A 21,102-nucleotide genomic window follows, 5' to 3' on the forward strand; every position below is an offset into this window, starting at 1 on the left:
GCCGTTTTAACCGAAGAAATCGACGAACGACACTTTTTACTGGACACCCCGTATCATCATCCGTTTAACCGACCCCTGTCGTTTCTTCCATTCTTTACGAAATTTCTCCTGTCCGATCGCTTTTCCCTCGCTCGGAGGGGTAATGGACAGCGGCTCTCCGCTCAGGGAAATCCCGGTGGCCTGATAGCGATAATTCCGACTGCCATTTTTCACTTCCAGGGTAATGATGGCCCCGGGCAGACCAAAGTAGTTTTTCGGCCCTACCTGCACGGGAAGGGAGGGGGCGTAACCGGCCCGCAGCGTGTCACCGGTAGTGGCGGAAATGCCCGTGGCGACCAGGAGATCCAGGCCGGCGGTGGCTTCGCTGGGAGAAATTTTCTCCTTGGTGAGGGTCCAGTCAATGGTTTCCGTTTCGCCGGATACGAGAAATTGTTTGTCGAAGATGTAGTCGGTGTTGGTCACGGTACCGGCCTTGACGTCGGTGTGGTGATGGGTAAGGTTGGCCGGACCGGTTTCGACCACAATCGTCATGCCGCCAGCGGTTTCCATTTGGTTGCGACTGTGCTCTTTTTCCTGTTCCACGAAGTTAAATCCGTCGGGCGTAAAGGTGGCCAGATAGGTGTCCGTAAAGGCACCACTGGCGGCCATTTTGGCCATCATTTCTTTCAGCTCCTTGTTGACCGTTTCGCCCTGTCCGGCATCCACGTTAACCTGACTGGTCCGGATGTAGGTAATCGTGCCGTATTCTACCTGGGCGCTGAGGTGAAGGCCGAAAAGAAAGAATACCAGAAAGATGAGGAAGTATTTATGCATTTTGCCAAGCGTTGAATGAGTGTTTAAGGTTGTGGTTAGACAAATCGTGAAGGACTCTCAGCAGATGGCGCAAGCGCAGGTGCAATGTCCCTGGGAAATGCCGCGTATCCCGTCAGTTGACCGGAGGATTACGCCATTCGTCGTCGGGGTGGGGTGAATAACCGGCGAGCCAGAATGGATTCACCTCACCGCCAACGATTACAAAAGTAATCACGGACAACCCGCGCCAGGGTTAGCGATTCCCAAACAAGGTTAATTAAGGTTAATTTGCTTGTTTTCAGTGGTTTAGGGCATTTTCTTTGCTGTATGCAACGACAGAAAATTTCCTTCTCGCTCATCATGATGCTCCTGGCCTCCCTTTTGGTTGTGTGGTGGTATCAGTCCTTTGCCAGTGACCGCGACCAGCTGCGGGACGCCGTGGAAACGGAGGTGAACCGCATCATCAGTGAAGACTTTGTGGTCCACGGACTGCGGGCCATGATCATTAATCAGGTGGATATCGATCAGCCCAATGTGAAATTTGAGGTTCAACCGGACAGATTACCCGCCGAACTGCGAAAGCGGAAGGCGGCGGCTACCGGACTCCGGTTCCCCGACGTTAAGGTGGAGCAATTTGAAAAAAGTGAAGATGGACTGCCCAAACTGGTCACCATCTCCGTGGACCAGCTAGGGGAGCAGGTGACCTCCAGGTTTTTCTTCCGGGAAGATGGTGTTTCGCTGGATGAACTGCCCGAAATGGTAGAGAAGAAAATCCAGGAAAAATTTGGGGTGCTTTTATTCGCCATTAAAGACGGGGAGGCACCGGATAATGTGGTGGTTACCGCCCGAAGTATCAATTCTCAATTTTCGAATAATGCCCGGCAGTACGAGATGCTCGGTTACGCTCGCCAGCTAATGCTGGGTATGTTGCCGGAGTTTCTCTTTGGTTTTTTTCTCTTTGGTGCAACGGGATTTTCGTTCGCCACGGCCTACCGCAACCTTCGGGACCAGGAGATTCAGCTCCGGCAGAAGGACGCTCTGGTGGCCAACGTGGCGCACGAACTCAAAACACCGATTGCCACGGTTGGCGTGGCCCTGGAGGCGCTGAACCTCTTTGGCGCCGATGACGACCCCGTGCGGAGAGCAGATTACCTTTCGATTGGTCAATCGGAACTCAAGCGGTTGGACCAAATGGCGGATCGCGCCATCGATGCGTTGCAGGCCGGTGCGCTGGACGCCCGGCTGGAGAAGGAGGAAGTAGACCTGGAAAAGGTGATCCAGGAGTCCTGGCGGGGACTGCGGCTGCGCTACGAATTGGAAGACCACCAGTTGCAGCTGGACGTACATACCAACCCCGTACTGTGGGCGGACCCCAACTATCTTTTCCACCTCGTGTACAACCTCCTGGATAACGCCTGCAAGTACGGAGGAGACCCCCGGGATATTCGGGTGGTCCTGACCGGTGGGGAGGCTTCGCTGAGTCTGTCCGTAGCGGATAATGGCCCGGGTATTCCGCTGGCTGAACGGAGCAGGGTCTTTGAGCGTTTTTACCGCATTGTCCGTCCCGATGAGGGGCACCGGACCAAGGGACACGGCCTGGGACTTAGTTTTGTCCGGCAGATTGTCGAAGCCCACCGTGGATGGATCAGTCTGGAAAATGCCAGCTCCGTTGGCGGCGCCTTATTTACCGTAGAACTACCCCGTTTTGACCGACCTTAAGGTACTGTACGTAGAGGATGAAGCCCTGTTAGGGCGCATTGTAAAGGAAAGCCTGGAGAGCCGGGGCCTGAGTATCGACTGGTTCGTTGACCGGAAAGCGGCCAGTAAGGCCCTGGATGCCCTGGACCGCTACGATATTGCCGTTCTGGACGTACAGTTGCCGGGAGACGATGGTTTCGCCATCGGTCGGCACATTCGCGAGCAGCGGCAGGATTTACCCATTCTGTACTTGACGGCGCGAGTGGCGGCCAAGGACGCCCTGGAAGGCTTTGCCGCCGGAGGTAACGATTACGTACGTAAGCCCTTCAGTATGGAAGAACTGCTGGTAAGGATGCAGAACCTCGTGGACATGAATCGGTCAAAGTCACAGAAGAATGGCCTTGCCCCCGCAAAGCCGCGGGAAGCCAAAGCCGCTTCGGGCTCGGAAGAGGTGTATCGCTTTTCCAGTTTCCTGTTTGATTACCGTTCCCTGAAACTGCTCAGGTACGTGGGAGATGAAGTGGCCGAAGAGTTTTTGCTCACCCACCGGGAGGCGGAACTCCTCCGCTTTTTCCTGCGCTCGCGGGGGCAAGCCGTCATTGAGCGGAAACGCATCCTGCTTGACCTGTGGCAGGACGACGGTTTCTTCAATTCCCGAACCCTGGACGTTTACGTGCGCAAATTGCGCTCGATGCTCATGAAGGACACGGCGGTCAAGATTCTCACCCTCCGGGGAGTGGGCTACCGCTTCGTGGTGGAAAAGGGGAAGGATTGAAGGAGGGAGGGATTGAAGGATTGAAGAATTGCTTGGTCGAGCACTTCCAGAGCGAGTGCCGAAGGATGGAAGGATTGCCCCGGTCGAGCACTTCCAGTGCGAGTACCGAAGGATGGAAGGATTGCCCCGCCGAGTACTCCCCGTGCGAGTGTCGATGCTGACCCCCGAACCAGTTAACCCCTGCCATACCCAAATACTCTGCACCTGCGCTCCGCGCCAAAAGATGGAAGGATTGCCCGGTCGTGCACTTCCAGTGCGAGTGGGGAACGACACAACCAGTGATTTAGGGAGCTATTGGCCAAAAAGAGAATTTGACCCTTCGATTCAATCTACAGATATTGGGATTACCGTCGATGCCGAAGTATTCTTCGGCGGGACAACCAGGAGGAACGCAAAAACGTTCTACCTTTAGCCTGCAAACAAAATACTTCCCGCCATATGACGGCAACCGAACGAGAAGACTGGATTAGCCGCGTTGATAAAGCCCTGGATGACGTGCGCCCCCACCTGGCGATCGATGGTGGAAACATTGAGGTGGTGAGCATTTCGGATGCTAAGATTGTGGAAATCAAGTGGTTGGGTGCCTGTAATGGCTGTAGTATGACCGCGATGACCATGAAGGCGGGCGTAGAAGAAACCCTGAAGCGAAGTCTCCCCGAAATCGCCGGCGTAGTGGCGGTAAACTGATCGACGCCCGTGCAATTATTTTATGACCCCGACATCCGGCCGGGAATTTTTGAGTTGCGTGAGGCGGAAGCCCGTCACGTCACCCAGGTGCTGCGTAAGCGGGTGGGAGACGAGCTTACCCTGGTGGACGGGAAGGGAAGTTGGTTCCGGGCGGTGATTTCCGATTTAGGGAAGCGGCGCTGCGTCCTGGAAGTAGAACCCGCCTTCGATTATGCCCCACGGGCCAGTCACCGACTTTCCCTTTACGTGGCTCCGACAAAAAACATTGACCGTTTTGAGTGGATGCTGGAAAAGGCCACCGAAATCGGGGTAGACGAGATTTTCCCCATCATTAGTGATCACAGCGAACGCAGCCGGTTGCGTCCGGACCGGCTCGAACGGGTGCTGGAGTCGGCCATGAAGCAAAGCCTGCGCGCCTGGCTTCCGGTGCTGCATCCCGCTGGGAAATTCGCCGAGGTGATGCCGGAGTTGCCGGCAGAAACGGCTGGTTTTTTCGCCTACCTTGGTGACCGTGAAGTTCCGCTGCTGCGGGATACCTGCCCGACCGGTCAGGACGTTAGAGTATTCATTGGCCCGGAAGGCGGGTTCAGTCCCTCCGAAGCGGAGCTGGCGAAATCCCGGGGATACGCGTGGGTAAGTCTGGGGCCCAACCGCTTGCGGACCGAAACCGCCGCCATCACCGCCGTTTTGACCGTTGAACAAAAGAATTGGTAAACTATGTTGCAAAAGATGCTGCTCGTTTTTCTCCTTCCACTTTGCTTGCTGGGAATGTCTTCCTGGACGGATGCTCCCCGGGTAGAGACGGCCAATTTGCGGCTGGGGCTTTTGAAATACAACGGAGGAGGGGACTGGTATTCCAATCCCACGGCCCTGCCAAATCTGGCCGCCTTCTGCAACGACCAACTGGGCACCAGGTTCGCCACCGATTACGGTACGGTGGAGGTGGGCAGTGCCGAACTGTTTAATTATCCCTGGATTCACATGACGGGCCACGGTAACGTGGTGTTCAACGCCGGGGAAGCGGAAAACCTGCGCAATTATCTCATCGCCGGAGGGTTTCTGCACATCGACGACAATTACGGTATGGATCCCTACGTGCGGGTGGCCCTTCAGCAGGTTTTCCCGGAATTAAGCCTGGTGGAACTTCCGTTTGATCATCCGGTCTATCATCAGACCTTTGACTTCAATAACGGGCTGCCAAAAATCCACGAGCACGATGGGGAATCTCCTCAGGGCTACGGTCTTTTCTACGAAGATCGGCTGGTGGTGTTCTATTCCTTTCAGTGCGATCTTGGGGATGGTTGGGAAGACGAATCGGTGCATAAAGATCCACCGGAAATTCGGCGGGCCGCCCTGGAGATGGGGGCCAACCTGATCGAGTTTGCCTTTGAGCAATAGCCCACGGGACTATTTCCTGGACCTGGCCAACCGGGCAAGTTTCTTGTCGTTTTCTACAATCTTGTAAAAGGCATTAAATCGGTTTAGAAACCGTTTACGGTGTCGTTTGCTCAGGTCGGGATGGTTTTCCACCAGGGCAATCAGCTCTCCCTTTTTTTCCCGGAACACCTTTCCCGCTTTCATAATCTCTTCTTCGGTGACGTCCCGCCCCAAATAGATCGGTTCCTGCACGGACTCGATATCGAGGGATTCGTGGGGCACGGCATAGCTGGTGCCCACCAGTCCGCAGTAGTCAAAATCGTAGGGAATGGGAATGATGTCCAGCGACCCCTTGGGGTTGATGAATTCCACGTTGTGGAGATTGTAGACGTTCCAGTCCGTGTTTAAGATCATGTAGTTAAAGAGGGTCATGTTTACGTAGGCCTCCCGTTGCAGTCCTGCCGTACTGGCGCGTTTGGATTTCAATTCCCGGCCTTCGTACCGGGCACAGAGTTGTTCTTCATCTTCAATCAGGAAGCCCGTAATCAGTTCAGTCTGGTTGCGTTTGCCTTCGCCGGCCTGGGTGTCTCCACCATTGATGACGAGATTCAGCGGCACGATGCGATGGGTATGAGGACTAACGATACGGTGCAGGTCGTACACGAGTTTTTCGCGGCGTAGGTATCCCAGTCCCAATTCTGAATTACTGCACTGAAGCACCATTTTCAGATCGTTGATGTCGCTAAAGCCGGCCAGGCGGAGATCGGCTTTTTTCAGCTTGATCTTCAGGGAGGGGTTCTGACATACTTCCAGGCGCATATTGCCACGAGACCGGATTTTGCCACGAATTTGCACCGGGTCGCCGATCCCCATGACGGTGATGGTTACGGGTTGATAGATTTTCTTTTTCTTGTTTCGCATGAGTTGCTTCCAGTCCGTGTTCATCATAAACTGGATGTCTTCACCCTCCGCGTGCAATTTGTCGAACAGCGAGGACTGGGCGGCCAGCAGGCCGCTCATTACGAAAAGCAGGAAGAGTAGGGTAGACTTGAGGGATTTCATAAGGCGAATTTAGGCTGAGAGCCGAGGGAAAGGAGAAAAACAATGGGTAAACGTAGGGAAAACTACGACAAACGGGTGGTTTATGGTATCCCTTTACGGTGGGCGGGGATGAACATAACGGTTGATTCCTAATTATTCCCCTTAGTTCGACGCGATTAAAACACCGCCTTATGCATTTGAAAAACCGTCACATATTCCGGTTGTGGCTCATAATTTTTGGGATAGTCGGGAGCTTTACGTCCCTTCTTTGCCAGCCGAGTCTGGATACAACTGATCTGGAAGCCTTTTTGGGAGCCTATCAGGTAGAAAAGATATACGTTGCTCACGATAAACCCAGTTACGCTCCGGGGGAAACCATCTGGTGTAAAGTGTATCTGGTGGACGGCCAGCGACACCAGAGCTTTTCGGGGACTCCGGTGGTCTACGTAGACTGGATTTCCCCTGCGGGGAAGGCCATCAAAAGTTATACTTTGCAGGTGGTAAAGGGTTATGCCCTGCTCGACATTCCGACGGAAGACCGGGATACCACCGGCGCTTACACTTTGAGGGCCTACACTCAATTTCAGCGCAACTTCGGACCACAATTTTATTTCCAAAAGGAAATTGACTTACTGGATTTCCGAAGCACCAAAGAGGAGGAGCGAGCCACTGATAGCACTTCCCTGGCGGTGAGCTTTTTCCCCGAAGGTGGACATCTGGTGGAAGGACTGGAATCTACGGTGGCGTTCCGGGCGGAGAACGCCGACCGGGAGGGCGTCAATATCGAAGGTGTTCTGGTCAATCAGGCGGGTGCGAAGGTTGGTGAGGTGTTTGGCCTCCACGAGGGCATTGGTCTGATCAAACTCATTCCGCAAGCCAACGAACGATACTTCATTCGGACTACCTATGGTGGACAGGCTCATGAATTTACCTTACCCCCAGCGCTGCCCGAGGGCTTCGTGCTGAAGGTGAGCACCCGATCCAGTAAGGAGGTCCGGTTGTCCATCAAAGCCAACTTGGTGGAGGGAACTAAGGGCTGTTTGCTCGTCGGGCATCTGCGGGGAGAGGTGTTTTTGGTGCAGGAGCTGGACGGGAGCCCCGCCATGACGCTGACCCTTGCGAAGGAAGAAGTCCCCAGTGGTTTGATGCACTTTACCCTGTTTGACGGACAGGGCAGACCGGTAGCCGAACGGCTGGCCTTTAATAAAAATCCCACCGAAAGCGTATCTCTTTCCCCGGAAACCGATGAGGAGTTTTATGGTACCCGCCGGCCAGTAAGGCTGAAGCTAGAGGGCTTGTCGCCACAATTGGACTCTGCGACCACGGTAAGCCTCAGCGTGTACTACGATGAAGCCGCAACGGCCGGCATCCGGGGATTGGACATTAAAAATTACCTGTGGCTACAGTCAGAACTTCGAGGCAACATCAACAATATCGGACAGTACTTTACGGAAGATAGTCCCCGCATCAATACGTTGTTGGACCTGATTTTAATGACGCACGGATGGCGCAAATTCAACTGGCAGGACATTCTCCAGCGAAAGAAACCAAGGATTGTCCTTCCGCCCGAAGAACACCTAACGATTGCCGGAAAGGTAACCCGGCTGGAACGGGACAAACCCGTACGGGCCGAGGTGCAGCTGAGTGTTTTGTCACCCGCCTACTTTTCCGCCCTGAACGTAACTACGGAGGAGGACGGCATTTTTGCCTTCCGGGGATTTGATTTCCGCGACACCGTAGACGTTCTCCTGCAGGCCAACGTTTACAACGAGCGGCAGGTGGAAAAACTACGGGAGGGGGAATTTCGCAGAACGGGAAGTCGCTTCGTCGATATTGCCCTGCTGGATGTTGACCAGCCGGAAATCCAATTGGAGTACAACATCTCCGCTAAAATCTACTTCCCGGAAACCCTCAAGCGATATGCCTACCTGGTGGCACAGGAGCGGGCTTCGGTGCAGGATCCTACCTCGGCTTTTTCGGTCAACCTTGACGAGGTTACCGTTAGCTCCGGCCGCAACCGGGCCCAGATCAGGGAACAGGAAATCGAAAACCTCTACGACGAAAAGGGCCTTTTCTACTTCGGTACGACCCAAAAGTTCCGGGCCGACGACCCGCAATTTGCTGACTTTAAGTACCGCACGGTTTTTGATCAGATCGGCCACATTGTCCCCCGAGCCTACATGGTCACCGCTGGCGGGCGCCCGAGAGTATTATACGGTTCTCCCGTGAATGGAGTTGAGCCAACCTTAGTGGTGGACGGTACCATTGCGTCGGCTTCTTCTCTACTGAACCTTAATCCGAATGATATTGCGGTCATTGACGTACTGGAAGGGGATTACGCCAAATTATACGACGACGATGGCGTCGTGATCTCTCTGGTAACCAAGCGCCCCGAAAACATCAAGCGGCCCAACCCCGGAATCAAAACACTGACTCATCCCGGCTTTTATCGGGCACGGACTTTCTTCAGTCCGGATTACGCCACCTTTACGTCCGAAGACGCAGATTATCGTACTACTCTCTACTGGGAGCCGGAACTTAACCCCGAAGCCCAGGCTGAAGTGGAATTTTATACGGGTGATCGCCCGGGGAGATATACCGTTTGGGTAGAAGGAATCACCGCCGCGGGACTGCCGTTTACGGGGAGAACTTCATTTGTAATCAGGTAGCTGACTTCTCCGTCAAGGATTGAACTCGCTGCCTGGAATTGGGCTTTTATTTATTCTGAACATCAAACCCGGACCTTATGAAAGCTGCAGCACCTCGGGCAGTCCTCTTCCTCCTTCTATGGCATTTTGCCTTTACCAGTGCTTTACCCCTGAACGGGCAGATTACCTTCATCACCCCGGATGATATTGAGGAATACATCAGCACCTATCAGGCCGAAAAAGTCTACGTCGCCCACGATAAACCAAATTATGCTCCCGGAGAAACAATTTGGTCTAAGGTTTATCTCGTGGATGGTCAGCTGCATCAGCGCTTTGGCGGCACTCCGGTGGTCTACGTCGACTGGATCTCGCCGGAAGGCCAGGTGAAAACCAGCTATACACTCCAACTGAATGATGGATATGCGTTGCTGGATATTCCTACCGATGAACGGGACCCCACCGGGGTGTATATCCTGAGGGCCTACACCCAGTTTCAACGCAACTTTGGTCCCGAAGCCTTCTTTCAAAAGGAAATCAGGTTACTTGACTTTCGGGAGGATGCTACGGAAGCGTCCACGGCCCGCAAGTCAAAGTTTGAGGTACGATTTTTTCCCGAGGGTGGACACCTGTTGGAAGGTCTACCGTCAAAAGTAGCTTTCCTCGCGACCGACGAGCGCGGAAATGTCGTAAACCTGGAGGGCGTGCTCATCAATCAGGATGGAGAAGAAATTCTGCGGACTGCTTCCATCCACGAAGGCATCGGGCTCCTGAAGTTTGCACCCCTGCCCGCAACGAGCTATACGTTCAAAACCCGTTACGGGGGCAAGGATCAACAGTTTAAGTTACCAGATGTCCTCGGAGAGGGAGCCGTCTTGTCGATCAATTCACGCTCTTCGGAAGCCATTCAGATCAGAACGGCCGCCACAGGTGAGGAGGGCTTGTCAAAGTATTTGCTGGTGGGGCATCTGAGGGGTAGGGTTTTTCTGCAGCACGAATTTTCCGCCGGATCGTCCTTCGAGTTTTCGATTGACAAATCTGAAGTACCCAGTGGATTGCTCCATTTTACCCTATTCGACCCGAAATTTCGTCCCGTAGCGGAACGACTGACGTTTAACAAGAACCCGGCAGAGCAAGTGTTTCTGAACCTGAAGCCCAAGCACGAAGAGTACGGCCTTCGGAAAGAAGTAGTCCTAGATTTTCCCTCTGAATTTCTCCGCGAGGATACCGAGGGAAATGCCTCGGTCAGCGTCTATCTGGACGAAGCCGGAATGGAAAGCATCCGGGGACTGGACATCAGAAACTACTTGTGGCTTCAGTCGGAGCTGCGGGGAAACATCAACAACATTGGCCAGTATTTTCGGGAGGATAGTCCGCGGATAAATGAGTTGCTGGATTTGGTGCTCCTTACCCACGGGTGGCGAAAGTTTGACTGGCAGGACGTCCTCGCCGGCTATATGCCTTCGATTGAATTCTTACCGGAGGAGCATCTCACATTTTCGGGACAGGTAACGAAGCAGGGGAGAAATAAACCGGTGCAGTCCGAAGTCCTTTTCAACGTTTTGGACACGGAGTATTTCACTTCCCTATCCGTTGCGACCGAGGAGGACGGACAGTTTTCCTTCACGGGCTTTAACTTCAGGGACACCGTAGAAATTCGCCTGCAGGCCAATGTTTTGGGTAAGCGGAAAGCAGCCAAAAGATCGGAGAGTGAATTCAGCAAGTCCGGCAACAGCAACGTTGACGTGGAAGTAACCCGAAAAACCCATCCGGAAGTCTTACCCGCCCTGGCCTACCCGAACGAAGTGTATTACCCGGAAGCCCTCCAGCGGTATGCCTATGAGGTAGCAAAGGACCAGGCCTACTTACGAGATTCTTCGACGGCTTTCTCCGTTGATCTGGAAGAAGTAGTCGTCAATAGCGGACGTTCACCGGGAGAAATTCGGGAGAATAAAATCAAAAACCTCTACGAGAAACTGGAGTATAATTATTTCTCCAGATCAACCAAGGTCCTACTGGAGGAACCCCAGTGGAAGGGATTCAAATACCAGACGGTATTTGATCTGATTGCCCACGTAGTCCCCTCCGTAATCATGGACAATACCGGTGGCCGAACCACGCTAAAGCGTTTTTACCGGGTGGATCGGGGACAGGACCAATTAAGCTCTGCGTCCGGAGGAATGAATCCAAACGATATTGCTGCTTCTTCGGCGGCAAATCTATTGTCGGGAGCTGACGAGGGCTTAGTGCCCATTTTCCTGAATGGATCCCTGACGCCAATTACTTACAATTACGCCCTGCAAATCGACCCGGAGCAAGTGGCGGTAGTGGAATCATGGCTACCGCAGGGCCTGATGAATCCCGAGGACCGCCGTCCCTTTGGGGTTTACCTCTTCATGAAGGACCCCAACAATATATCGATTAAGACACCGGGAGTACTGGCCTTCAGTCACCCCGGTTTCTACCAGTCGCGTACCTTTTTCAGCCCTGATTACGCCAGCTTTTCTTCCGATCAGGCCGACGTTCGTACCACCCTGCACTGGGATCCTGAATTCACGCTAAAGGAAAAGGGGCAACTAAGATTTTACACGGGAGATCGTCCCGGACAATACACCGTGTGGGTGGAAGGCATCACCACTACGGGGATTCCCTTTACGGGAAAAACGGTTTTCAACGTTCGTTAAGCGGACTAATCTCCCGCAATCCGGTTGAAGATGGCCTCCTTGTCCCCCAGAAGCCCGCCACCGTAAAACTTGTTGTCCTGGATGAGGAGGACTTCTCCCATGTTGCCGAACTTGATCGAACTGTCAATGGCAATTACCCGTCCGTCAAAATAGGAGCGGATGGCTTCGAAGGAAGTGTGTCCCACAATTATTCTGGAGGCTCCCATGCGCTTCAGAATCCAGTTGAGGTCTTTTTCAGTGGTTTCCTCTTCCATGAAGTAACCCCGGTACCATAACGGACCTTCCCGCTGGTAGAGTAGCGCAAGCTTTCCGGATCTACCGGTGGCTTCCACAATGTTACCGTCAATAAGGTACTTATGGTAAAGGTGGTTCAGGTTGTCCAGATCATCGTCAATGGCCTTGACCACTTCCTTACTCAGGCCTCCATGTACGAAGACGAGATCGTTGATCTTTACCGCGAGCGGCAGGCTCCGTAACCACTTTCCCAGGTAGGTATCGGGACCGTACAACTGCTGGTAGGTACGCGTCATCAGCGCACTCGTGATCCGGTAGTTGCGGTGAACGTAGCGGTCATCACCCTCCAGGATCATGGTTTCGTGGTTGCCCAGCAGAAAATGGAGCTTACCCCCGGCTGCTTCGGCCTGAAGCTGCAGATTGTGCAGCAACCAAAGTGTCTGGTTCACCTGATCCCCCCGATCAAAAACGTCTCCTACCACCACAAGGTGGCCTTCTCCAAAGGCCCAGTTTTGGTTTTCGTCAATGATGCCGTGGGTTTCCAGCAGCTTTCGTGCTACCGGGTACTGACCGTGAATGTCGCTGATGGCCGCAATCTTTTTCACTCCCTTGTAAACCACGGATTCGGGCAGTTTAAACTCCCGTTCGGGGTCCACCAATTCCGGACGAAACGAAGCAAAATCGGGTAGTGCTGCCTCCGTAATCTCCGCCCAACTAACGCTTTCCTTCGTTTTCTCGTCAATATTCGCCCAGTAAGCCGTCAGTCCCTCTTCTCCGTAGATAAGGTACGGGCCGTCAGGACCGGTTGCCTCCTCCTGAGCGGACAAGGAAAAGGCGGACAACAGGGCCCAGAACAAAAGGAAGGATAATTTTGGGTAGCGCAAAATATAATCGGTAGGTTAGGAGGAGTAACGTAACAAACATTGTGACGGTTCTCTCCCTTAACCGTCACTTAACAATATGTGAAAGTCACTTCATCCCTTTTTGGGCCTACCTCCCCTTACCGAAAACAATCTGTTCCGTTGGGATAATCCGGTCATTTTGGCGGGACAAATCCGTATCTTTGCGCCCTAAAATTGAGGTTCATGCTGTATCTGACCCGAAGAGAGACCTTCAATGCTGCCCATAAACTTCACATTCCGGAGTGGTCTGACCAGAAAAACCGGGAAGTTTTTGGCAAATGTTCCAATCCCAACTGGCATGGCCATAACTACCAGTTGTTCGTAACCGTTGCCGGAGAACCCGACCCGCAACTGGGGTTCGTGATGGACGCCAAGAAGCTATCCGTGATCATCAAGGAAGAAATTATTGACGACGTTGATCACGCCAACTTTAACCTCGACGTGAGCTGGTTTCCGAAGAACCTGCAGCCCACCACCGAGAATATGGTCTTCATTTTTTGGCAAAGGATTGAGCAGCGCGTCAACGAAGCGGGCGCTCGTTTGTATTCTATCCGACTTCAGGAAACTGAGAATATTTACGCCGAGTATTTCGGCCCCGAAGGAAGAAAATAAGTTATGTCCTTTTCCCACTTGCTGCAATACGACGAAGAGACCACGGATCAACTTTCCGAAAACTTTACCCACATCATTTCGGGCATCGGCGAAGAAGTGGAACGGGAGGGTTTGATCAAAACCCCCGTACGCGCAGCAAAAGCTATGCAGTTTCTGACGCAGGGCTACGGTCTCGATGCCCGCGAAATTCTGCGTTCGGCCATGTTCGCCGAAGATTACTCAGAAATGGTCATCGTTAAGGACATCGAACTTTACAGCCTCTGCGAACACCATATGTTGCCCTTCTTCGGCAAGGCTCACGTGGCCTATATCCCCGATGGTTACATCGTTGGTCTGTCAAAAATCCCGCGGGTCATTGACGTTTTTGCCCGTCGTTTGCAGGTGCAGGAACGGCTGACCGACCAGGTGCTGCAGGCCATCCAGGAAACCCTGCAACCCCTCGGGGTAGCCGTGGTGATTGAGGCCCACCACATGTGCATGATGATGCGTGGGGTCCAGAAGCAGAATTCCGTCACCACCACCAGTGCCTTTACCGGTGCCTTCAAATCGGAGCGGACCCGCAACGAGTTCCTCAAGTTGATTACCAGCGATTTGTCCTGATCCGGGGCCAGAAGTTTCTGGTCTAAAATTGGTCGTTGACCGGGAAAATCAATCTGAATTATCCCAGAGAAATTGGGGATAATGACGGTCCCGAGTTTTGCTTCGCAGCTACCTGCGGTGGTCGCTAAGCTCGTCGGGATCATCTATTGTTATAGCATGCGGCGTCCCGAGTTCCGTTTTGCTCCTCGGGATCGCCGATTCTTATAGCATGCGGCGGAGCGCGGGTGCCGGCGTCGCCGGTAGGGCCATGGTACTGGGTAAGCACTTACGGACAGCATTTTCCGTCAGGGGTACTATCTTGACCGCCAAATGCGGTATCCCGCCAAAAAGCCCACCATGACCGACCTGTCCATCGCCAATTCCGTTACTCCCTTGCACATTCGTGACGTCGCGGAAAAACTATCCCTACCGGAAGAAGACCTTGAGCTCTACGGTCGGCATAAGGCCAAAATCCCGCTTTCCTTCATCGATCACGGAAAGATCACCAACAGCAGGCTCATCCTCGTTTCGGCCATTTCCCCTACGCCCGCCGGAGAAGGGAAAACCACGATGTCCATCGGCTTAAATGAAGGACTGAACCGGTTGGGAAAGAAGTCCGTAGTGGTGCTCCGGGAACCGTCACTGGGTCCCGTCTTCGGCATCAAGGGCGGTGCCACGGGCGGTGGTTACGCCCAGGTGCTGCCCATGGAGGACATCAACCTTCACTTTACCGGAGACTTTTCGGCCATTGAGAAGGCGCATAATCTGCTGGCCGCCATCATTGACAATAACCTGCAATCAAAAACCAATTCCCTCAACCTCGACCCTCGCACCATCTCCTGGAAACGGGTAATGGACATGAACGACCGCGCACTACGCCACACCATCGTCGGCCTGGGCGGCACCAGTTCGGGCATCCCGCGGGAGACGGGCTTTGACATTACGGCCGCTTCCGAAATCATGGCCATTCTCTGTCTGGCCGACGATTTGGAAGACCTCAAATTCCGGATCGGTAACATCTTTGTGGGCTACACCTTCGACAAAAAGCCCATCTACGCCCGGGACCTGAAGGCTGAAGGCGCCATGACCACTCTCCTCAAGGATGCCATCAAACCAAATCTGGTCCAGACCATCGAAGGCAACCCCGCCATCATCCACGGTGGGCCCTTCGCTAATATCGCTCAGGGTACCAATTCCGTTATTGCCACCAGGATGGGAATGTCGCTCGCGGATTACACCGTTACCGAAGCCGGTTTCGGATTTGATCTGGGTGCGGAAAAATTCTTCGACATCAAGTGCCAGGCAGCGGGCTTACGGCCGCGGGCCGTTGTGCTGACGGCCACCATCCGGGCACTGAAATATCACGGGGGTGCCGCCCTTTCTGACCTCACGACACCCGATCTCGAAGCACTGAAAAAGGGCCTGCCTAATCTGGAAAAACACCTGGAAAATATTCGCCTGTTCAACCTAACGCCGGTCGTCGCCATCAATCGCTTTACCTCGGATACGGACGAGGAAATCGCCCTGGTCCGGGAAGCCGTTACGGCACTGGACGTACACGTTGCGGTGGCTGAAGTTTGGGCCAAGGGTGGGGAAGGTGCCCTGGACCTGGCCGAACGGGTCCTGGAGGTCATCAAGGAAGACGCAGACTCCTTTACTCCACTCTACGACTGGAACATGAGCGTTAAGGATAAAATCGAAACGATCGCCACTAAGATTTACGGCGCCAAATACGTCGATTACGCCGCTAAGGCGAAAAGAGATTTACGCACCATCGCCGATCTCGGCCTGGACCATTTGGCCGTTTGCGTCGCGAAAACCCAAAAATCCTTATCGGACAACCCCAAACTACTGGGGCGCCCCAAAGATTTTGTCATCACCGTTCGCGAAATTGAAATTGCCGCCGGTGCCGGATTCCTGATCCCCATCACCGGTAACATCATGCGGATGCCCGGACTGCCGGCTCATCCGGCCTCCGAGAATATTGACATCGATAACGAAGGTAACATCACGGGACTGTTCTGAATTCAGGTTGTTCCGTGAGGTTTCATCTGCGATTCCTGCGGAATCGCGGCAGTTCGGGGAGACGCACGGTAGCGGCAGGGATTTTGTGGGATGGCATAGAGTTATACCCCTTCTAGAAGCTATAGTTTGTCCCGTAATATTTTAGTCCAAATTTTCTGGGTTCTGGAGTTCTTGAAAATCTTGATCACCTGAAAGTCGAAATCATCCACCCTAGGGGTAAATGCCTGGTGTCGCCTTTCCCCGAAAGGCGACCACTCCATCAAAGAAGGAAGAATTGTACAAGATCGATTGGCCACATTCTTTCGCGGAAGGTCCTTTAGTTATCCCAGTCTGATTCGGTTTCCTTTCGGGGAAAGGAAACACCACCTGCCTCCAATCATTTGATATTTCCTTAAGTGGGAGTCAAGATAAGTCTGTAGTCTGTCAGACTACTGGCCACAAACCTAAAGGTGAAAAAAGTATTCGTGGGGCACAGAGTACAAAGCATACTACGGTCGTAGCTCTACGCCACGGTAAGGGTTATAACTTTGCGCTAACCCACAATTTTCCTGCCGCTACTAGAAAATTCAAGGGCTTGGTTGCCGAATGATTCATTCACGGAGCAGCCTAGTTCTAAAAGGTAGAGACCAAATTCTCCCCGGACGGCACTCGGAGCGTCAGCTCGTTTGCCCCAAATGCTGGATTTCAATACGGTTCCTCCCCAGCTTGATCATTTCTCGCTTTTCCATGGTTTTGAGCAAGCGCGAGATGGCTTCCCGACTGACGTGTAGATCGTCAGCAATCTGCTGGTGGGTAGTGGAAATGGTCGTCCCGTCCGTCAGGGAGGCCTTTTTAGTCAGGTAGTCCAGTAATCGGGAATCCAGCTGGTTGAAGGTGACCTGATCGATGGTCGTTACCAGTTCGTTCATCCGCTGGTCGTAGGCCAGCAGGACAAAATTCTTCCAGCTTTTGTACTTCATCATCCACTCATCCAGCACCCGTTGGGGCAGAGCAAGTATCGTGGTGTCTTCTTCGGCTACCGCCCGGATCTCACTTTGCTTGTCCATCATGCAGCACGAAAAGGTCATCGTACAACTGTCCCCCCGGGTTAAGTAGTAGAGGAACAGCTCAGTTCCGTCTTCGTACTGTCGGCTGATTTTGATGGTCCCACTCAAGATCAACGGAAGCATCCGTACGTAAACCCCGTAATCCATAATTACCTGGCCCTCCCGGAAGCGGTGAATTTTTCCCATTTCTGCGATGGCGTCTTGCAGTTCAGGTTCACTGAAGTCAGGAAAATACTGACGGACCTGGTCGGGAGTAAGCTGGTCTTGCATTTGATAAATTTTGGGAGAATAACGCATGAACATATGAAGGAGTTTTCATGTATTGGCTCCAAACGGAAGATTTTTGCACCCTGCACTCCGTGCCCAAAACACGGCCTTACTCACTCGCCAAACTCTGCTCCATGTTGTTGAGTTCTTCCTTGATTTCGGCGTAAGTTCCCTCAAGAATGGCGAGGTTCTTTTCTTCCCGGGCGAGCATCTCGTCGAAGCGGCCAAAGTTCCCCTCAATCCGCCGACTCAGGGTGCTGATGTAGCTTTTCAACTTCTCCTCCAGTTCACTGGCCAGTCGCCCGCGACCTTCCTGGATTTCCTGTTCGAAACCCTCCACGATTTTTCGCCGCTTTCCCCGGGTACTGAACCCGGCAAACAGCACGCCGATCGTGGTCAGGATCCCCCCGGTAATGTCCAGTACCGGCAGACTGCCTACGGCCATCAGGATTACCCCCAGGGCCGCAACGCCACTACCGGCGGCGAGGTTAGGCGCCAGATTTTCCTTGCCGGCGAAGATGGACTCGTCGGTGAAGTTTTCCGTTTTGGAGACAAAGCGGTTGAACTGATCCTGCAGATCGCGGAGCACGTTTTCCCTCCGCTCGGCAATGTCGCTGAAGATGTCGTGGTCATTCTTGAGGATGGTTTCACTCGACCGGATTTTCAGGTCAATGACCTTGACCATCTGTTGAATGGTCTCCGCCAGGTCCACCACGTTGTCGTTCAGTCTGGCCTTCAGCTTGGTGTTCAGTTCCTCTTCCAGGGAAGAGGCCAGTCCCTCCAGCCAGTCTTTGGCCCCGGGCGTACTGCCAAAAGTGCTGGCAATGCTGCGGCGCATCAGCCCCAGAATGCTCAGTCCATTCCGGACTTCATTGACCCGTTCACGGGTGATGCCGTCGTAGGTGAGCAGTAGGTTTTCTACCATCAGGTCAACCTGCTTGTTGCTCTGGCCAACCTGTTCTTCCAGGGTTTCCTGGATGTCCTTGCGAAAATGAGTATCCGCCTCAAACTGCGTCCTTCTGATCATGAGGCCGTCGGCGATCCTGCCGTTGATGGTTTGGGCGGTGGTCACACTGTTGATGAGCTTCAGGCGGGGGGCACGCCCCCCGGTAATGTTCTGGCTGATGTAGTCCCGCAGCGGCGCAAAACCGGTATCCGCTCCTCCCTCCTGTTCCGCCTTGGCGCTGACGGCGAATACCTGCGGGGTCTCAATACCTTCCTTACGGGCCTTCTCGGCCACCCCTTCCAGGTTGACGCGCAGTTCCTCTGCGGTGGCCAGGTCCTTCTGTTGCAGCACGAAGACGATTTTCTTCCGCCAGTCGCCGTGAATAAACTGAAAGAAATCCCAGGCCGACTGCCGGTAAGGGTTCTTGGCCTCAAAGACGAAGACGATCAGGTCACTGGCGGGAATGAATTGTTCGGTGATCTCCTGGTGCTTTTCGACGATCGTATTGGTGCCCGGCGTATCGACGATGGCAATTTCACGCAGAATGTCGACGGGGAGGAAGATCTTTTTGAGGAAGGGATTGACCATCACTTCCCGCTTTTCCTCTCCGTAGATGATTTGCTGGATGGTGTCCGTCATGGGCTGAGGGGCCGCCTTGGCAATTTCCTCCCCAGTTGCGAGCAGGGCGTTGACGAAGCTGGATTTTCCCGCTTTCACCTCCCCGACGATGACGAACATAAAGGGCTCAAAGATGCGGTTTCGCAGCTCGCTGACCGTCTGGGCCATCTCTTCGTGTCCGATCCGGATGGTGAGCTCGTGGAGATTTTTGATGATCTCCTCTAATCTGGCCCGTGTGGCCTGAAGTTTCGCGTCGATTAATTGCGACATGGTGCTGTTTTATCTACCGCCCGAATTAGGGTGGTGACTCGGTATTTCCTTCGCCGTAAGGTAAGCATTTGCCCAACGACCTTCGCGAAGGTAGGCGGTTACGGAAGCTAGGACGATGAAATGAGCGCGGAGTAACATCGAAGTGTTTGCCGGTGACTTCAACGGAATAGCCGTTTATCTTTGACCACAAATTATTCCCGCATGTCACTCGTCCATCATTTTGTCATTAATACCAGGAACATAGCCTTATTGGTGTTCCTTTTCGTGCTCTTCCTCCCCCTCACCGCACAAGACGCCGAGCAGTTCCGGGAAGGCGCCCGCCAGGCTCTCGAGGCTTTTGACGCCCCCGGTTTTGCGGTGGGTATCATTAAGGATGGGGAGGTCGTCCTCTCCGAGGGCTTCGGCACCAGAACGATCCGCAAGGAGGAGCCGGTGGACGGCCAGACTCTATTCGCCATTGCCTCCAATACCAAGGCCTTCATCGCTACGGCCATCACTAAGTTGCACGAGGAAGGGCAGTTGGACCTGGATGCACCAGTGCAGACCTACTTGCCCTATTTTCAATTGTACGACGAGTACGTAAGTCAGCACACTACCGTCCGGGATTTACTCTGTCACCGGGTCGGTCTGGGTACCTTCAGCGGTGACGCCATCTGGTATAAATCCGAGAAGAGCGCCGAGGAAATCGTGCGCCAGATCCGTCATTTGCCGCAGGCCTACGAATGGCGGGGCGGCTACGGATACACAAATCTGATGTTCATCACGGCCGGTGAGGTGATTCGGGCGGTGACGGGCAAAAGTTGGGCGGAATACGTGCGCGATAATTTCCTCGATCCGCTCGAGATGGCACGTACCCAAACCAGTGTCTTGCCGTTGAGCAACATGGACAACGTCGCCACTCCGCACATCACCCAACGAAACAATTTGCCGATCAACATGGCTCCCTGGGAAGCCTCCGGAGCGGCGGGCGGCCTCATCTCGTGTACCGACGACATGCTGAAGTGGCTGGGTGCTCAGTTGGACCCTCTGCGGTCCGAGGCTGAGGGTATTTTTCCCGCCGAAGCGCGCCATACCTGCATGCGGCCCCACAATCCGACCGGAAGGGATAATTTTTACAGTGCTGGCCTGGGGTGGTTCCTCTACGTCCATGGCGGCGAAATCATCGTGACCCACGGCGGGGGATACGACGGGATGTATTCCAACGTGATCATGATCCCGAGTCGTAAAATCGGCATCGTGGTGTTGTCCAACAGCATGACGGGGGTTGCCTCGACCCTGGCCCGCTACATTCGGGATAGCTACCTCGGCCTGGACACAGAAGGCTGGTTGGAGACCGCCGTGAAACGCGAAGCGAGGGGCCGCGAAGCCTGGCAAAAGAAGGTCAGCGCCCCCGCTGAACATCGCGTGATGGGCACCAGGCCGAGCCTTGCCCCGGAAGAACTCGTGGGCATTTATCAAGACCCGCTCTACGGCGAAATCTTGATCGGTACCGGTGAGGATGGCCGCTTGACGCTGTCTTTCCAAGGCGCACCTGCGCTGAGCGCACGGCTCGATCACTGGCATTACGACACCTACTGGCTAGACTGGGAGGAAGAACACGCCTGGTTCAAGGAGGGCACCGTGCGCTTTGACGTTGACAATAATCGGCAAGTAACGGGCATCCGGTTCGACGTGCCAAACGACGACATCTTTTTCGAGGAGATTAAGATGGAGAAGGTGGGGGAGGAGTAGATGCCAAATGATGCATCGTAGGAAGTCGAACATTCTTTTATCAAGCAATAGAGCATTCTCCTCCTAGGCGTCGAGTCAAGGGGCGGACGCAGTCGCCTATTGACGAGCTCCTCGGAGGTGTAATGCAGGATCAAGGATCAATTTTATTTGGGCGCGCAGCGCAGGTGCAAAGA

At 53.8% G+C, this 21,102-nt stretch carries 16 protein-coding genes; 11 read left to right on the top strand and 5 right to left on the bottom strand.

Features of this window, described 5'->3' with window-relative positions:
• Positions 1–36: 36 nt before the first annotated feature.
• Positions 37–813 (bottom strand): GLPGLI family protein, encoded by a 777-nt coding sequence (locus E1J53_RS04790; RefSeq protein ID WP_134271815.1) that lies wholly within the window; start codon positions 811–813, stop codon positions 37–39.
• A gap of 306 nt (positions 814–1,119) precedes the next feature.
• Between E1J53_RS04790 and E1J53_RS04795 the strand changes: the two genes are divergently transcribed.
• The 5 genes from E1J53_RS04795 (at position 1,120) to E1J53_RS04815 (ending at position 5,350) form a co-directional block, all read left to right on the top strand.
• A complete protein-coding gene (locus E1J53_RS04795; RefSeq protein ID WP_134271816.1) occupies positions 1,120–2,511 on the top strand; it encodes a sensor histidine kinase KdpD in 1,392 nt (463 codons plus the stop codon).
• Entirely contained in the window at positions 2,498–3,265 is a 768-nt protein-coding gene (locus E1J53_RS04800) for a response regulator transcription factor (protein WP_134271817.1), read from the top strand. Before E1J53_RS04795 ends, E1J53_RS04800 begins: the two co-directional genes overlap by 14 nt.
• Before the next feature lie 438 nt (positions 3,266–3,703).
• Positions 3,704–3,952 (top strand): NifU family protein, encoded by a 249-nt coding sequence (locus tag E1J53_RS04805; RefSeq protein ID WP_134271818.1) that lies wholly within the window; start codon positions 3,704–3,706, stop codon positions 3,950–3,952.
• 9 nt (positions 3,953–3,961) lie between these two features.
• Positions 3,962–4,666, top strand: coding sequence for an RsmE family RNA methyltransferase (locus E1J53_RS04810; protein WP_134271819.1), 705 nt, complete (start codon positions 3,962–3,964; stop codon positions 4,664–4,666).
• A 54-nt stretch (positions 4,667–4,720) separates the two neighbouring features.
• Complete coding sequence (locus E1J53_RS04815) at positions 4,721–5,350, top strand: DUF4159 domain-containing protein (protein ID WP_368671731.1); 630 nt, start codon at positions 4,721–4,723, stop codon at positions 5,348–5,350.
• A gap of 9 nt (positions 5,351–5,359) precedes the next feature.
• Here E1J53_RS04815 and E1J53_RS04820 read toward each other — a convergent pair whose 3' ends face one another.
• The gene (locus E1J53_RS04820) at positions 5,360–6,391 is read right to left on the bottom strand and encodes a hypothetical protein (protein WP_134271821.1); all 1,032 of its coding nucleotides are present in this window, start codon (positions 6,389–6,391) and stop codon (positions 5,360–5,362) included.
• 170 nt (positions 6,392–6,561) lie between these two features.
• Here E1J53_RS04820 and E1J53_RS04825 point away from each other — a divergent pair, with 170 nt between their 5' ends.
• The gene (locus E1J53_RS04825) at positions 6,562–9,039 is read left to right on the top strand and encodes a hypothetical protein (protein ID WP_134271822.1); all 2,478 of its coding nucleotides are present in this window, start codon (positions 6,562–6,564) and stop codon (positions 9,037–9,039) included.
• A gap of 77 nt (positions 9,040–9,116) precedes the next feature.
• The gene (locus tag E1J53_RS04830) at positions 9,117–11,699 is read left to right on the top strand and encodes a hypothetical protein (protein ID WP_134271823.1); all 2,583 of its coding nucleotides are present in this window, start codon (positions 9,117–9,119) and stop codon (positions 11,697–11,699) included.
• 5 nt (positions 11,700–11,704) lie between these two features.
• Here the strand turns inward: E1J53_RS04830 and E1J53_RS04835 are convergent, their stop codons facing one another.
• A complete protein-coding gene (locus E1J53_RS04835) occupies positions 11,705–12,817 on the bottom strand; it encodes a metallophosphoesterase (protein ID WP_154640137.1) in 1,113 nt (370 codons plus the stop codon).
• 201 nt (positions 12,818–13,018) lie between these two features.
• Here E1J53_RS04835 and E1J53_RS04840 point away from each other — a divergent pair, with 201 nt between their 5' ends.
• The 3 genes from E1J53_RS04840 to E1J53_RS04850 all read left to right on the top strand — a co-directional run bounded on the left by E1J53_RS04840 (position 13,019) and on the right by E1J53_RS04850 (position 16,051).
• On the top strand, positions 13,019–13,447 hold the full coding sequence (locus E1J53_RS04840; protein WP_134271825.1) for a 6-carboxytetrahydropterin synthase: 429 nt from the start codon (positions 13,019–13,021) through the stop codon (positions 13,445–13,447).
• Positions 13,448–13,450: 3 nt separating this feature from the next.
• Positions 13,451–14,047, top strand: a complete 597-nt coding sequence (folE, locus tag E1J53_RS04845) for a GTP cyclohydrolase I FolE (protein ID WP_134271826.1) — start codon at positions 13,451–13,453, stop codon at positions 14,045–14,047.
• Positions 14,048–14,383: 336 nt separating this feature from the next.
• Positions 14,384–16,051, top strand: coding sequence for a formate--tetrahydrofolate ligase (locus E1J53_RS04850; RefSeq protein WP_134272032.1), 1,668 nt, complete (start codon positions 14,384–14,386; stop codon positions 16,049–16,051).
• Positions 16,052–16,707: 656 nt separating this feature from the next.
• Here E1J53_RS04850 and E1J53_RS04855 read toward each other — a convergent pair.
• The gene (locus E1J53_RS04855) at positions 16,708–17,367 is read right to left on the bottom strand and encodes a Crp/Fnr family transcriptional regulator (protein WP_134271827.1); all 660 of its coding nucleotides are present in this window, start codon (positions 17,365–17,367) and stop codon (positions 16,708–16,710) included.
• A 106-nt stretch (positions 17,368–17,473) separates the two neighbouring features.
• Complete coding sequence (locus E1J53_RS04860; RefSeq protein WP_134271828.1) at positions 17,474–19,198, bottom strand: dynamin family protein; 1,725 nt, start codon at positions 19,196–19,198, stop codon at positions 17,474–17,476.
• Between the two features lie 201 nt (positions 19,199–19,399).
• Here E1J53_RS04860 and E1J53_RS04865 point away from each other — a divergent pair, with 201 nt between their 5' ends.
• Complete coding sequence (locus E1J53_RS04865) at positions 19,400–20,929, top strand: serine hydrolase (RefSeq protein ID WP_134271829.1); 1,530 nt, start codon at positions 19,400–19,402, stop codon at positions 20,927–20,929.
• Positions 20,930–21,102 lie beyond the last annotated feature (173 nt).

The sequence above is a fragment of the Lewinella sp. W8 genome, assembly GCF_004375085.3.
Classification (GTDB): domain Bacteria; phylum Bacteroidota; class Bacteroidia; order Chitinophagales; family Saprospiraceae; genus Neolewinella.

Excerpts from the sequence above, each read along its gene's own strand:
- E1J53_RS04790 (WP_134271815.1), bottom strand. The coding sequence starts at position 813 with ATGCATAAATACTTCCTCATCTTTCTGGTATTCTTTCTTTTCGGCCTT.
- E1J53_RS04795 (WP_134271816.1), top strand. The coding sequence starts at position 1,120 with ATGCAACGACAGAAAATTTCCTTCTCGCTCATCATGATGCTCCTGGCC.
- E1J53_RS04805 (WP_134271818.1), top strand. The coding sequence starts at position 3,704 with ATGACGGCAACCGAACGAGAAGACTGGATTAGCCGCGTTGATAAAGCC.
- E1J53_RS04815 (WP_368671731.1), top strand. The coding sequence starts at position 4,721 with ATGTCTTCCTGGACGGATGCTCCCCGGGTAGAGACGGCCAATTTGCGG.
- E1J53_RS04820 (WP_134271821.1), bottom strand. The coding sequence starts at position 6,391 with ATGAAATCCCTCAAGTCTACCCTACTCTTCCTGCTTTTCGTAATGAGC.
- E1J53_RS04825 (WP_134271822.1), top strand. The coding sequence starts at position 6,562 with ATGCATTTGAAAAACCGTCACATATTCCGGTTGTGGCTCATAATTTTT.
- E1J53_RS04830 (WP_134271823.1), top strand. The coding sequence starts at position 9,117 with ATGAAAGCTGCAGCACCTCGGGCAGTCCTCTTCCTCCTTCTATGGCAT.
- E1J53_RS04840 (WP_134271825.1), top strand. The coding sequence starts at position 13,019 with ATGCTGTATCTGACCCGAAGAGAGACCTTCAATGCTGCCCATAAACTT.
- folE (WP_134271826.1), top strand. The coding sequence starts at position 13,451 with ATGTCCTTTTCCCACTTGCTGCAATACGACGAAGAGACCACGGATCAA.
- E1J53_RS04850 (WP_134272032.1), top strand. The coding sequence starts at position 14,384 with ATGACCGACCTGTCCATCGCCAATTCCGTTACTCCCTTGCACATTCGT.
- E1J53_RS04855 (WP_134271827.1), bottom strand. The coding sequence starts at position 17,367 with ATGCAAGACCAGCTTACTCCCGACCAGGTCCGTCAGTATTTTCCTGAC.
- E1J53_RS04860 (WP_134271828.1), bottom strand. The coding sequence starts at position 19,198 with ATGTCGCAATTAATCGACGCGAAACTTCAGGCCACACGGGCCAGATTA.
- E1J53_RS04865 (WP_134271829.1), top strand. The coding sequence starts at position 19,400 with ATGTCACTCGTCCATCATTTTGTCATTAATACCAGGAACATAGCCTTA.